Origin of the sequence: Pantoea sp. GM_Pan_3, from assembly GCF_026541045.1 — a bacterium.
Classification (GTDB): domain Bacteria; phylum Pseudomonadota; class Gammaproteobacteria; order Enterobacterales; family Enterobacteriaceae; genus Pantoea; species Pantoea anthophila.
Map to the genome: position 1 here is coordinate 338,483 of NZ_JALNVA010000001.1, position 12,053 is coordinate 350,535.

At 57.3% G+C, this 12,053-nt stretch carries 12 protein-coding genes; 9 read left to right on the top strand and 3 right to left on the bottom strand.

Annotated elements, in window-relative coordinates:
- Positions 1-16 precede the first annotated feature (16 nt).
- From OXR04_RS01420 to OXR04_RS01435, 4 genes are read left to right on the top strand one after another with little or no spacing between them, the layout of a single operon-like run.
- The gene (locus OXR04_RS01420; protein WP_009089380.1) at positions 17-913 is read left to right on the top strand and encodes an ABC transporter substrate-binding protein; all 897 of its coding nucleotides are present in this window, start codon (positions 17-19) and stop codon (positions 911-913) included.
- Positions 910-1,833: an amino acid ABC transporter permease gene (locus OXR04_RS01425; protein WP_009089381.1), complete on the top strand. Its 924-nt coding sequence runs from the start codon at positions 910-912 to the stop codon at positions 1,831-1,833. Before OXR04_RS01420 ends, OXR04_RS01425 begins: the two co-directional genes overlap by 4 nt.
- Complete coding sequence (locus tag OXR04_RS01430; RefSeq protein WP_046102157.1) at positions 1,826-2,587, top strand: amino acid ABC transporter ATP-binding protein; 762 nt, start codon at positions 1,826-1,828, stop codon at positions 2,585-2,587. Before OXR04_RS01425 ends, OXR04_RS01430 begins: the two co-directional genes overlap by 8 nt.
- Positions 2,588-2,619: 32 nt before the next feature.
- Entirely contained in the window at positions 2,620-4,929 is a 2,310-nt protein-coding gene (locus OXR04_RS01435) for a molybdopterin-dependent oxidoreductase (protein ID WP_267371442.1), read from the top strand.
- On the opposite strand, the gene OXR04_RS01440 is transcribed toward OXR04_RS01435, so the two are convergent.
- Genes OXR04_RS01440 through OXR04_RS01450 form a run of 3 tightly spaced genes read right to left on the bottom strand, consistent with a single transcriptional unit; the run spans position 4,911 to position 7,908 of the window.
- Complete coding sequence (locus OXR04_RS01440; RefSeq protein WP_267371440.1) at positions 4,911-6,215, bottom strand: MmgE/PrpD family protein; 1,305 nt, start codon at positions 6,213-6,215, stop codon at positions 4,911-4,913. The two genes, OXR04_RS01435 and OXR04_RS01440, sit on opposite strands and share 19 nt — an antisense overlap.
- Positions 6,212-7,366 carry an amidohydrolase gene (locus OXR04_RS01445; RefSeq protein WP_009089385.1) on the bottom strand — a complete coding sequence of 385 codons (1,155 nt, stop codon included), beginning with the start codon at positions 7,364-7,366 and terminating at the stop codon, positions 6,212-6,214. Before OXR04_RS01445 ends, OXR04_RS01440 begins: the two co-directional genes overlap by 4 nt.
- 11 nt (positions 7,367-7,377) lie before the next feature.
- Complete coding sequence (locus tag OXR04_RS01450) at positions 7,378-7,908, bottom strand: N-acetyltransferase (RefSeq protein WP_009089386.1); 531 nt, start codon at positions 7,906-7,908, stop codon at positions 7,378-7,380.
- A gap of 255 nt (positions 7,909-8,163) precedes the next feature.
- Between OXR04_RS01450 and OXR04_RS01455 the strand changes: the two genes are divergently transcribed.
- The 5 genes from OXR04_RS01455 (at position 8,164) to OXR04_RS01475 (ending at position 12,002) form a co-directional block, all read left to right on the top strand.
- Positions 8,164-9,234 (top strand): iron-containing alcohol dehydrogenase family protein, encoded by a 1,071-nt coding sequence (locus OXR04_RS01455; protein WP_046102153.1) that lies wholly within the window; start codon positions 8,164-8,166, stop codon positions 9,232-9,234.
- A 47-nt stretch (positions 9,235-9,281) separates the two neighbouring features.
- A complete protein-coding gene (locus tag OXR04_RS01460; RefSeq protein WP_267371439.1) occupies positions 9,282-10,583 on the top strand; it encodes an LLM class flavin-dependent oxidoreductase in 1,302 nt (433 codons plus the stop codon).
- Between the two features lie 124 nt (positions 10,584-10,707).
- Positions 10,708-10,983 carry a hypothetical protein gene (locus OXR04_RS01465; protein ID WP_009089388.1) on the top strand — a complete coding sequence of 92 codons (276 nt, stop codon included), beginning with the start codon at positions 10,708-10,710 and terminating at the stop codon, positions 10,981-10,983.
- Positions 10,984-11,341: 358 nt separating this feature from the next.
- Entirely contained in the window at positions 11,342-11,695 is a 354-nt protein-coding gene (locus OXR04_RS01470) for a type II toxin-antitoxin system RelE/ParE family toxin (protein ID WP_267371436.1), read from the top strand.
- A 4-nt stretch (positions 11,696-11,699) separates the two neighbouring features.
- Complete coding sequence (locus OXR04_RS01475; protein WP_009089390.1) at positions 11,700-12,002, top strand: helix-turn-helix domain-containing protein; 303 nt, start codon at positions 11,700-11,702, stop codon at positions 12,000-12,002.
- Positions 12,003-12,053: the final 51 nt, after the last annotated feature.

Consider the following 12,053-nt stretch of genomic DNA (forward strand, 5'->3'; position numbering starts at 1 on the left):
CAGGAGAAAGGTTCCAGTGAAAATTACAAAAGGCATAACCCTTTTCGCGTTCGCGATCGGTGCACACACCAGCTTTGCTGCCGAACCTTCGGTTCCGACCGAAATCAGTCTGCATGTCAGCGCCGATCCGGCGTTGAAAAGCCTGATACCTGATGATTTCCTTAAACGTGGCTACATCATCGCAGGCACTAACCCCAATACACCGCCGACAACATTTTACAAAGAAGACAACAAAACCCTCGCCGGTCGCGAAATTGACATCATGAATGCGGTAGGGGAGCGTCTGGGCATTGCCGTGCAGTGGCGTGACACTGGTGGGTTTGACAATATTATTCCCGGTCTGAAAACCGGACGATACGACGTGGCACTGTCAAACATCAACGCCACGCCGACCCGTCTGAAACAGATCGATTTTGTCGGTTATTACAACGCCAGCCTGCTCGGCATTATTGCGCGAAAAGATGCCGGCATTACGCCTTTCAAATCGCTCAGCGATGTCTGCGGGAAAGAGGTGGGGGCGGGATCCGGCACCACGCAGGTCACGCGGCTGGAGGAAGCCAGCAAGGCCTGCGAGGCGGCCGGTAAACAGCCGATCAAAGTAGCGATTTTCCCGGATCGCCCGGCGGGCGTGCAGGCCGTAGTCAGCGGGCGTGTTCCGATGTTCCTGGGGCCTTATGAAGGACTGCTGTGGCAGGTTAACGTCATCAAACCGCTGACCATGAGCGGAGAAATCACCGTCAGCGATGCCCCGGTCTCTGTCGCGTTTCCAAAAGCTTCGCCGCTGGAACCCGCCGTGCAGGCCGCACTGAACTCCTTAATTAAAGATGGCAGCTACCGGAAAATCCTCGATAAGTGGGGCATCGGTTTTGGTGCCGTGACCGAAGCCCGTCGCAACGAAGAGATTTTTAAATGAGTGAAATTCAGGACCATACCAACGAACTGAAAATCGTCGGTAAACGCTACTACGGACGCTGGCTGAGTGCGCTGGTCGTGCTGTTATGCCTGGCGGCGATGGCGCATTCTATGGTGAACAATCCCCGTTTTGAGTGGGGCGTGATAGCAGAAAACTTTACGGCTCCCTCTATTCTGCAGGGGGTGCTGATGACACTGCAGCTTACCGCAATTTCGGTGGTGCTGGGATTTGCATTTGGCACGCTGCTGGCGCTGATGCGCCTCTCATCCAATCCGGTGCTGGTCGCAGTGAGCTGGGCTTACACCTGGTTTTTCCGCGGCGTTCCGATGCTGGTGCAGCTGTTTCTCTGGTACAACATTGCCGCACTCTACCCCCGAATCGCACTCGCCATTCCGGGGCTGGGAGAGATCTGGAGCGCGCAGTCTAACGCGCTGGTCAGCCCCTTCAGTGCGGCGGTCATCGCCCTGGTGATGCATCAATCCGCTTATGCCGCAGAAATTGTGCGTGCCGGTATCCAGAGCGTAGGCAATGGCCAGATTGAAGCTGCGCGCGCGCTGGGCTATCGCCCGGCACAGATTTTTCGTCACACCGTGTTACCGCAGGCGATGCGTGCCATTCTGCCTCCCGCGGGCAACGAAATCATCGGCCAGCTGAAAACCACCGCAGTGGTGTCCGTTATCTCTCTGCAGGATGTGCTGTTTTCAGCGCAGATTATCTATCAGCGCACCTATGAAGTGATTCCGCTCCTGCTGGTCGCGACGCTGTGGTATCTGCTGATGACTTCGGTGCTGTCGGTGGGCCAGTACTATGTGGAGCGTTACTTTGGGCGTAGCGTCACGCGGCGTGAAAAGCGCCGTGCGTGGCTGGCTATGCCGCGCTTTTCACTGCCGAAAACGCAAAGGAGCGTAAGCAATGGCTGAAGCAATCGCCCTGCGCAGGGTCACCAAGCGTTTCTCCGGTGTGACCATCCTCGACGATGTAAATCTGGATATTCCTGCCGGATCGGTCACGGTGATTCTGGGACCTTCCGGCTCCGGTAAATCCACCCTGCTGCGCTGCATTAATCATCTTGAAAAACTGGATGGCGGCACTATCCGCATTGATGGCGAGATGGTGGGTTACCGACAGAAAGACCAGGCGCTGCATGAACTCAGCAGCCGTGCGATTGCGCGCCAGCGTGCCGGGATTGGCATGGTGTTCCAGCAGTTCAATCTCTTCCCGCATCGCACCGTATTGCAGAACATCATTGATGCACCGATGCGGGTGAAAAAGCAGTCCCGCCAGCAGGCGACCAGTAAAGCACTGGCGCTGCTGAAGCAGGTAGGGTTGGCGGGGCGCGAAGCGGAGTGGCCGCAGAATCTCTCTGGCGGTCAGCAGCAGCGTGTGGCGATTGCCCGTGCGCTGGCGATGGATCCGGGCGTGATGTTGTTTGATGAACCGACATCCGCGCTTGATCCTGAACTGGTGGGAGAGGTCCTGCAGGTGATTAAGCAGCTGGCGCATTCCGGGATCACCATGGTCGTGGTCACGCATGAAATCGGCTTTGCCCGGGAGGTTGCAGACAATATTGTCTTTATGGAGGGCGGCAAAATTGTGGCGGCTGGCCCGACGCAGCAGGTACTCGACGATCCGGACAATGGACGTGTCAGAAACTTTATTGCAACGGTGCTCTGAGCACCGTTTCTTTTACAAAGGCAGAAATCAGGATGACGCAGAAATCGGTTATGCACAGCGCCCACTGGGGGGCTTTTCAGGCAAAGCGCAGTGGCGAGCATCTGCTGATTGAGCCGTTCCGGAGCGATCCCGATCCGAGTCCTCTGTTGCAAAACTTTCATCGTGCGCTGAACCACCCGGCACGGGTGGCCCGGCCGATGATTCGACGCGGCTGGCTGGAAAACGGACCCGGCCCGGATCGGCGCCGTGGGGCAGACGAGTATGTGACGGTCAGCTGGGAAGAGGCGACGCAACGTGTAGCACAGGAACTTAAACGGGTCGGAAATGCGTATGGGCCTGCAGGGATTTTTGGCGGCTCCTACGGCTGGTCAAGTGCAGGGCGCTTTCATCATGCGCAAAGTCAGGTGCATCGTTTTCTGAACACAACACTGGGCGGCTATGTGCGCTCGGTGAATAGCTACAGTTCCGGAGCGGCCTCGGTACTGTTACCCCACATTGTCGGCGACATGAATGAAATCGCGCGACGTGGCGTAAGCTGGGAGGAAATTGCGCATCACAGCGAGGTGGTGGTGGCATTTGGCGGGCTGGCGCTGAAAAATGCGCAGGTGGCCAGCGGCGGTCTGAGTGAACATACCGAGCGTGGGTTTATGCAGCAGGCGGCCCGGCGCGGCACACGGTTTATCTCAGTCAGCCCATTGCAAAGCGATCTGCCTGAGGAGGCGCAGGGCGAGTGGCTGGCACTACGGCCTGGCACGGATGCCGCATTTATGCTCGGTGTGCTGTCGGTGCTGATCGCCGGGGGATTAACCGATGAGGCTTTCCTGGCTCGCTACTGTGTCGGCTGGCCGCAGATGGTGGCTTACCTCTGCGGCAGAGAGGATGGCGTGGTGCGTGACGCGCAGTGGGCAGCCAGCATCTGTGGCATCAGCAGTGACCGGATAGCGCAGTTCGCGCGACAGCTAGCAGGTAAGCGCGTTCTGGTGACGGTGGCCCATGCCTTGCAACGCGCCGAGCATGGCGAACAGCCGGTCTGGCTGGGTCTGGTGCTGGCAGCGGCGCTGGGGCAGCCTGGGCTGCCTGGTGGTGGCTTTACCTATGCACTGGGGGCGTTGGGTCACTATGGCAAACACCATAACCTGGTCAGTTTCCCGGCCCTGCCACAGGGAAAAAATGGCATCGACCTCTTTATTCCGGTGGCCCGTATCGCCGATATGCTGCTCAATCCCGGCGCATCGTTTGATTACAATGGCCAGCGGCTGACCTATCCACATATCCGTCTGGCTTATTGGGCGGGTGGCAATCCTTTTCATCATCATCAGGATCTGGCCCGGCTGCGTCAGGCATTTTGCCAGCTGGATACGCTGATCGTGCATGAAAGTGCCTGGACCGCCAGTGCGCGTCACGCGGATATCGTTCTGCCCGCTACCATGACGCTGGAGCGCGAGGATATTGGCGGCGCCCCCACCGATCGCCATTTAATCGCCATGCATCCGGTTGCTGAGCCTTATGGTGAAGCGCGCGATGATTACACAATTTTTCGTGAGCTGGCCCGGCAACTCGGCAGGGAAGAGGCGTTCAGCGAAGGACGGGATGCGCGTGGCTGGCTGCAGCATCTTTATCAACAGCTCCGGGAGAAACTGGCTGCTCACCCGGTGCAGACCCCTGAATTCAGTGAGTTCTGGCAGCAGGGCATGCTGACGTTACCTCAGCTCAAAGACGGGGGACGAATGATCAATGCGTTTCGCGCCAATCCCGACGGCGCGCCGTTGCCAACACCCAGCGGTAAGATTGAGATTTTTTCGGCGAAGATTGCCAGCTTTGGTTATGAAAACTGCCCTGGCCATCCGGTGTGGCGCGAACCGCAGCAAAAACCCAGTACCGACTATCCCTTCTGGCTGATAGCCAATCAGCCTGCGACACGCCTGCACAGCCAGCTCGACTTTGGCGATTACAGTCAGGGGGCCAAACGGGGCGGGCGGGAGGTCTGCAGCCTGAATCGCCAGGATGCCGCCGCGCTGGGCATCGCGGAGGATGACATCATTGAACTCTACAACGAACGGGGCCATGTGCTGGCCAGCGCACGCCTCACGGATGGCCTCCTGACCGGCGTAGTTCAGCTGCCAACCGGCGCCTGGTACGATCCGATCGATCCCACGGCGGCCCGTCCGCTTTGTCGTCATGGTAATCCTAATGTCCTCACCCTGGATGTCGGGACATCATCACTCACGCAGGGGTGCAGCGGGCAGATTACGGTGGTTCAGGTGCGTAAATATGCCGGAGAGGTGACACCGGTGCAGGCTTTCATCCCACCACATGGGTCGGTTCAGCGAGTCAGTGCCTGAGCCAGTTGCTGCAGATCTGCCGTTGAACGCAGTTCACTGGCGGCCAGCAGGTCAGGCGAGCGCCTTTTTAATGCCCGTTGCAGTTTACGGTTAACATCGACGCCCTCCGCCAGTGACTGCTGGCGCGTGCGGCGCTGATGAAGCCGGGTGCCATCCCTGAGTGTTAGTGTGACGTCATGAAAGCGCAGAGCAGGATTGATCGCATCGGGCGGCGCATTGTTATCCGGGGCGCGGCGAACCCGGGCGGCCAGTGGCATAATCTGATGATTGAGCGCGCCTTCGGCAAAATCTGACAGACGCAGATCGCCATAGATCAGCATAGCGGCAATCACATATTCCAGGCTGAACCGCGCTTCAAGGCCGTTAAGGGGATGCTGAATCGACGCGGCGATATCACCTCCCGGGGGAAAGGCAACGGTGATCGCTTCAATCTGATTCAGCAGGCTATCGAGCGGGTTTCCGGCTTCCAGCCACTGCTGACGCAGTATCCGTGCGGCCTCTGCCGCGCTGTGCGTTCCCGCGCAGGTCGGAAAAGGTTTAAATTCCAGGCCGGGCGAGCTAATCCGCCAGGGCATACCCCAGTTCTCCAGCAGTTTCTCCGGTTGTGCCTGACCGGCACTGGTGGCGGTCAGAAAGGCCTCCAGCACTCCCTCTTTACGGCCATCGATGCCGGCCAGCGTCAGCTGAGCCGCTACCACTGCGCGCTCTGCCGCGAAGCCAGCGTGCAGCGGTTTAACCGCGGAGCCAAACTGCGCACGCAAGCCACTCGCCTGCGTCGTGGCAATGCCCAGCAGAGTCATGGTGGCAACGCTATCCAGCGCCAGCAAACGAGCCAGTGCCGCTGCCGCGGCCACGGTGCCCAGTGTCGCTGTATTGTGGTAGCCCAGCGCATAGTGCTGCTGGCTGACAGCCAGTCCGAGACGGCCCGCCATCTCCACGCCGCTGACATAAGCATCCAGAAACGCGTTCAGGCTTGTCGGCTGGTCGTGCTGCCAGGCGAAAAGGGCTGGCAGGATCACTACGCTGGGATGACCGCGAAAATCGACATGAAAATCATCGTAGTCCAGCGCATGCCCGGCATAGCCCAGCAGCAGCGCCTGCGAGCGCACGCTTCCGTCATGATACAGGGCGCGCAGGGCTGGCAGGCCGCTATCCGGCACGTCACCCTGTAATACCGGCCAGCTTACCGCCAGAAAATCCTGCACGCCTTCACGTGCGTGCCTGCGCGCAGTCGCATCAGGCTGGCTGTCAAGCAGTTGGTCCGCCAGTGCCGCACTCAGATTCATTGTGATCGCTCCGGGGAGATCAGTGCTGCCACTGCCAGGTCGGCGAGATAATGTGCTGTCGGCAGCAATACCGCATCATTGACGCGAAAAGCGGGATGATGCAGTGCATAAGGTTCACCGGTGCCCACCATGATGAAGGCGCCCGGCAGTTGCTGCTGATAAAAGGCAAAGTCTTCGCCGATCGGACTGGCTTCCACCACGCGTGCGCTGAGTCCGCTTTCCTCCGCCTGCCGTAATGCAAATGCCGCCCAGTGGGCATCATTCACCACTGAGGGTGGCCCGGCATGCCAGTTAAAGCGGACCTGAGCATCAAAGGCCGAAGCGATACCCGCTACAATACGCCTGAAGCGCTGCTCAAGCTGCTCACGCGTCTGTTGTGAGAATGTACGCACCGTGCCCTCCAGCCAGGCACTCTCCGGAATGACATTCCAGGTACTGCCGCTGTGTATCTGGGTAATGGAGACCACAGCGTTATCGGCAGAGGGGGCATTGCGGCTGATCAGGGTCTGCGCGGCTGAGATGATCTGTGCAGCGATAACAATCGGATCGTTACCCTGGTCGGGTTTAGCGGCATGGCTGCCCGTCCCGGTAATGGCGATGTCAAAACGATCCACCGCAGCGGTCAGCGGTCCGGGTCGGGTGCCGACTGCGCCCGCCGGCAGTGAGGGATCGTTGTGAAGACCAAAAATTGCGACGGCATTGTGCAGTGCGCCGCTGGCAATCACTTCAGGTGCGCCCTGACCAGTCTCCTCTGCAGGCTGAAAAAGAATCCGTACCCGGCCCGGCAGCGCGGATTCCTGCTGTTTTAACAGGATCGCCGCGCCCAGCGCCGCCGCGCTGTGAAAATCGTGACCGCAGGCGTGCATTACGCCGGGACGTTCGGATTGATAGCTGACGCCTGATTGCTCTTCGATCGGCAGCGCATCGATATCGGCCCGCAGCACGATTAACGGTCCTGGCGATTGACCAATCTCTGCGACCAGCCCGGTTTTCAGCGGCAGGTTAACAATACGTATCTGATGTTGCTCAAGTTGTTTACGCAGACGGGCTGTGGTTTCAAACTCCTGATTCGACAACTCCGGAAAACGGTGCAGTTCATGGCGAAGAGCGATCAGCTGTTCGCCCAGGGTTGCAGAGATATCACGACTCATAACGGCTTTCCTTATGCGGCTGTCTGGCGGCGAAGCCAGATATCATGTGCCGCCGGGTCCAGAATTTTTTTCATATAGAGGGTGAGGTGGCCTTTGCCAAGATCGCGGGTATGGATCGGCTGAAAGCCTCGCTTCAGGTACATCTCTTTCAGCCAGGGATGCTGGACGGCGGTACCGAGGGAGACCGCAGGCGCGCGCAGCTGACCTGTCAGAATCTCCCGCTCAAGCCAGTCCTGAATCTGGCGGCCATAGTGGTGACCGGAATGGTCGGGGTGGGCGCCAAACCAGCCGATATGCGGCAGCCCAAAGGGACCCGGCAGCGGCCCCCAGGGATAGCGAACGGTGACAGAAGCAACCATCTCCTGGCTGGCATAGAGCGCATAGACGCCGTGAGACCGGAGATGCTGCTGTGCCATGCTGCGGTCGGCAGTGGCGGCATCAAAGTTAATACCCATAGCTTTTACGGGCGCGTACGCGGCATGCATCAGCGCCAGATACACGTCCACTTCATCCTCTCTGACCTGACGAAAATTGAGTTGCATAATCTTTACCGGAAAACCGCCCAGTGGACGGCTAATTAATTCAGCCAGAATGAGAGAGTAACAGTAAAATGCCGGGTCTCTATATGTGAAAAATAACTAATCTCATGCAGATTTGTGAATATGAATTCACCGGTTTTTGATTGATTAAATTGTTATTTACCGTACTATTTAAAAAAGAAAATATGAATAAAATTTTCTGATTAACTCGCTGTAAATAATACGTTTATTCTTATATCTTTGACTCAGGATGCCGCTGTGTTAGCCATTATTTCTCCGCGTGCTTATTTGCATGAGGCGGGCCTGCGCAACCGCGTCGGTCAGTTAATTAAACCTTTCGCCACGCAGATTCATATTCTGACTTCACCCCATGCCTGGCAGGCCGTTAATCCGGAATTAAGTCAGAGTCTGGAAGCGGAAGGAATTCGCTTCCAGCTGAACTATTTACCCGGCGAATGTACTGAACAGGCCATCGCCAGCGTAAAGCAAGCTATCGAACAGCAGGGAGCAGAACTTTTACTCGCGATTGGGGGGGGGCGGGTACTGGATGCAGCGAAAGCCGCGGCCAGCCAGCTACCAACGCTAACGCTGTTTAATTTTGCGACCCAGGCAGCAACCTGCGCCGCCTGGTCACCGGTAGCGATCCTTTATAACGAAGCGGGCGGGCATCTGCGCAGCCAGCCCCTGGGGAAAATGCCCGAGCGGGTACTGGTGGACAGTGAGGTAATTGCCCGTAGCGATACACGCTACCTGAAGGCGGGGATTGTCGATGCACTGGCAAAATATTATGAGTTTCGCCCCTACCAGCAGCATAACCCGAATGACCTTGCGCTGGATCTGAAGATGATGAGTGCGCGGCAGGCTCTGGACATTTTTCTGCAGCAGGGCGATGCCGCGCTTGCGCATTGCCAGCAGCAGCGGGTGGCACCGGAGCTGGTGAAGGTCATTGATGCCACTATTGTGCTCGCCGGGCTGTCGAACAGCGTGCGCGATGACCTGCCGACGCCGGGTTTCGCACATGCCATCCATAACCGCCTGACGCACCAGCCTGAGCTGCATCACTGGCTGCATGGCGAAAAGGTGGGTTTCAGCCTGCTGGTGCAGTCACTGATGGAAAATGAAGGCGAAGCGGATGCGGAGCTGCTGGCTCTGCTACGCCACTACGATATGCCCTTGCGTCTGCCAGCCTTAGCAGGCGATCGTCAGACTGCTCTGCGCACACTTGCCCAACAGGTAACGTTTCCCGTTGCTTCTGCAGAGCGCCTGCCGTTTAACGTTTCTGCTTGTGCGCTGGAACAGGCGCTCCGGGCAACCGATACCCTTTTTTAAGTGCGTGCTGCGGCGCGCCTTTTCACCCTAAAAACCAGGAACCGTTTATGAATGATGTAGCGTCTGTGCGTCGCCTGCGGCTCGGTCTGTTTGTTCAGCCGGTGGGTCAGCACGTCAGCGGCTGGCGGCTGACAGAACAGCTCGGCGATCCCACCGACATTGACTGGCTGATCACGCTTGCTCAAAAAGCCGAAGCGGGTAAGTTCGATCTCTTCTTTGTGGGTGATGCGCTGGCGACCAGCATGTATCGTCTGCCGTCGACGATGGCCCGTCTTGAACCGCTGACGATGCTGGCAGCGCTGGCGGTTAACACGAAACGTATTGGTCTGGCGGCGACCGCATCCACCACTTTCAGCGATCCCTTTACGCTGGCACGCAGCTTCTCATCGCTGGATCACATCAGCCGGGGGCGTGCCGCGTGGAACGTGGTGACCTCGTTCTCCACTGACGTTGCCCGTAACTTCAGCCGCAGCGATATGCCCGATCATGCTTCGCGCTACGCCCGGGCGCGGGAATTTCTTGAGGTGGCTTACAAACTCTGGGAAGGGTGGGAAGCGGACGCCGTTCAGCCTGACAAAACGACCGGAAGCTATTTTGTCGATGAGAAAATCAGGTCAATTAATCACCAGGGTGAGCATTTTCAGGTGCAGGGCCCGTTAAACATTACCCGTTCGCCGCAGGGACGTCCGGTCATTATTGAAGCGGGTTCTTCTGCGGATGGTCAGAAGCTGGCGGCAGAGACCGCAGAAGTGATTTTTACCGCCTCAGCTACCCTGGAAGAGGCGCAATCCTTTTATCGGTCACAGAAGGCGCAGGTGGTGGCTGCCGGTCGTCACGCAGATCAGGTGGTTATTATGCCTGGCGTAATGCCCATTATTGGCCGCACGCGCGAGGAAGCCAGAGCGCTGTGGAAAGAGCTGAATGCGCTGGTGGATATTGAGAATGGGCTGCGTCAGCTCTCACTGCGGTTCAGCATGGATCTCAGTCACTATCCGCTGGACGGGCCAGTGCCGGAGGTGCCGCTGGGCGAGGGGAATCAGAGCCGCGTCAAACTCATGACCGATATGGCGAAACGCGAGAACCTGACGCTGCGTGAGCTGGCCGCCATTGCTGCCGGTTCGCGCGGGCACCGCGTGATTGTCGGTACGGCTGAAGATATCGCCGACGATTTTCAGCTGTGGCTGGAGCAGGGCGGCGCAGACGGTTTCAATATCATGCCCGCCATCATGCCAGAGCAGCTGGATCTGTTTGTGGCGCTGGTTATCCCTGAACTGCGTCGTCGCGGGCTGTTTCGCGAGGAGTATGAGTTTGCCACACTGCGGGAGAATCTGGGACTGGCGGGGCTCTAAGGAAGAGGATTCATCACCGCAGGCGGCCTGTTGTTTCTGCCGCCTCTCTGTCTAAAAGCCTTACCCGTATTTGCTCATATACGATATTTTTTAAACTCACCTTTACGCACGCGAGCTTACATGAATGTCAGACTATAACTTTTACACCAGGGGCAGACACACGGTTGCAGTGAATCGATCAGACGTCACCCGTGCCGTCGCGCTGACGGAGCAGGGGTATAAAAAACAGTTTGAGGAGGTCCGCGCCCCGGATGAGCAGCAGGCACTGACACGGCTGGCAGATATGCGCAGAAACCAGGATATCGATCAGCATAACTTCCTTGCCGGTGCGGCGACGATGCCATTGATCGGTGTACTGACCGCGCTGGCAACTTTTCTGTTCTGGCGAAAAAAGCGCTGAAGTGAACCCTACCGGCTTCATTTTGCAGAAGCCGGACTAAGAGAGAGCATAGCGTCAGTAAGAAGGCGCATATTCTGCAACCGCTTACCATCCAGTTTCAAACCTTCCTGATTTATAAGCCCGCTCAGTCAGCCCGATCGGGCTTTTTCATTTAGTGTAGCCATCCCCCTGAGCCGCACCCTTATCTGATCCGGCGTGGGTCGCAAAACAGTGAAATTATTATGCGTTCTTCATTGATAAGGCGGAATACCTCTCGCTGTTCGCGCCAGGGACGCATGCATTCCGGCTGATTCTTCATCACACTCAATTATCGCTTTACACCTATATAGCCCCTGAACTATATTGATAAGGATATCTTGTGTGGATGGTTAAAACGACCGACAGGTTTGATCGCTGGTTTAGCTTACTTAATGACACCGACCGTGCCTGTGTGCTGGCTGCATTAATGGTATTGCGGGAGAAAGGGCCGGGCCTGGCAAGACCTTATGCAGATACGCTCAGAGGTTCAGCCTATATCAATATGAAGGAGCTGCGTATTCAGAGCCGGGGCGATCCCATCAGGGCATTTTTTGCTTTTGACCCGAATCGTATTGCGGTCGTGCTCTGTGCCGGAAATAAGGCCGGCAGCGACAAACGCTTTTATCGGGAGATGCTTCCGATTGCCGATCGGGAATTCACACACTGGCTGAACACCTTTAAATATAGGGAGTAACGTGATGGGCAGAACGCTGGAACAGCTTATTGCGGATGAAAAACCGGACGTCGTTGCTGACGCTGAGGGGAAGGCAACGGATATCCTTCTTAACATACACCTTGCTGAACTGCGCGAAAAAGTGCAGAAAACGCAGGTTGAAATGGCGGAAGCGCTGGGCATCAGACAACCTACCGTTGCCGGAATGGAGAAACCAGGCCGTGACCTGAAGCTCTCAACCCTGAAACGCTATGTTGATGCGGCAGGCGGTAAACTGCGCCTGGTTGTGGAACTGCCGGACGGCTCACACTACGGGTTTGAGGTGTAATCCTCCCGCCCTGGAGGACCTCCCGTATTGCCCGGAGAGAGAAAGCAAAAA

What these genes read in the sequence shown, in the direction of transcription:
- OXR04_RS01425 (WP_009089381.1), top strand. Translation starts at nt 910, where the DNA reads ATGAGTGAAATTCAGGACCATACCAACGAACTGAAAATCGTCGGTAAA.
- OXR04_RS01430 (WP_046102157.1), top strand. Translation starts at nt 1,826, where the DNA reads ATGGCTGAAGCAATCGCCCTGCGCAGGGTCACCAAGCGTTTCTCCGGT.
- OXR04_RS01435 (WP_267371442.1), top strand. Translation starts at nt 2,620, where the DNA reads ATGACGCAGAAATCGGTTATGCACAGCGCCCACTGGGGGGCTTTTCAG.
- OXR04_RS01440 (WP_267371440.1), bottom strand. Translation starts at nt 6,215, where the DNA reads ATGAATCTGAGTGCGGCACTGGCGGACCAACTGCTTGACAGCCAGCCT.
- OXR04_RS01445 (WP_009089385.1), bottom strand. Translation starts at nt 7,366, where the DNA reads ATGAGTCGTGATATCTCTGCAACCCTGGGCGAACAGCTGATCGCTCTT.
- OXR04_RS01450 (WP_009089386.1), bottom strand. Translation starts at nt 7,908, where the DNA reads ATGCAACTCAATTTTCGTCAGGTCAGAGAGGATGAAGTGGACGTGTAT.
- OXR04_RS01460 (WP_267371439.1), top strand. Translation starts at nt 9,282, where the DNA reads ATGAATGATGTAGCGTCTGTGCGTCGCCTGCGGCTCGGTCTGTTTGTT.
- OXR04_RS01465 (WP_009089388.1), top strand. Translation starts at nt 10,708, where the DNA reads ATGTCAGACTATAACTTTTACACCAGGGGCAGACACACGGTTGCAGTG.
- OXR04_RS01475 (WP_009089390.1), top strand. Translation starts at nt 11,700, where the DNA reads ATGGGCAGAACGCTGGAACAGCTTATTGCGGATGAAAAACCGGACGTC.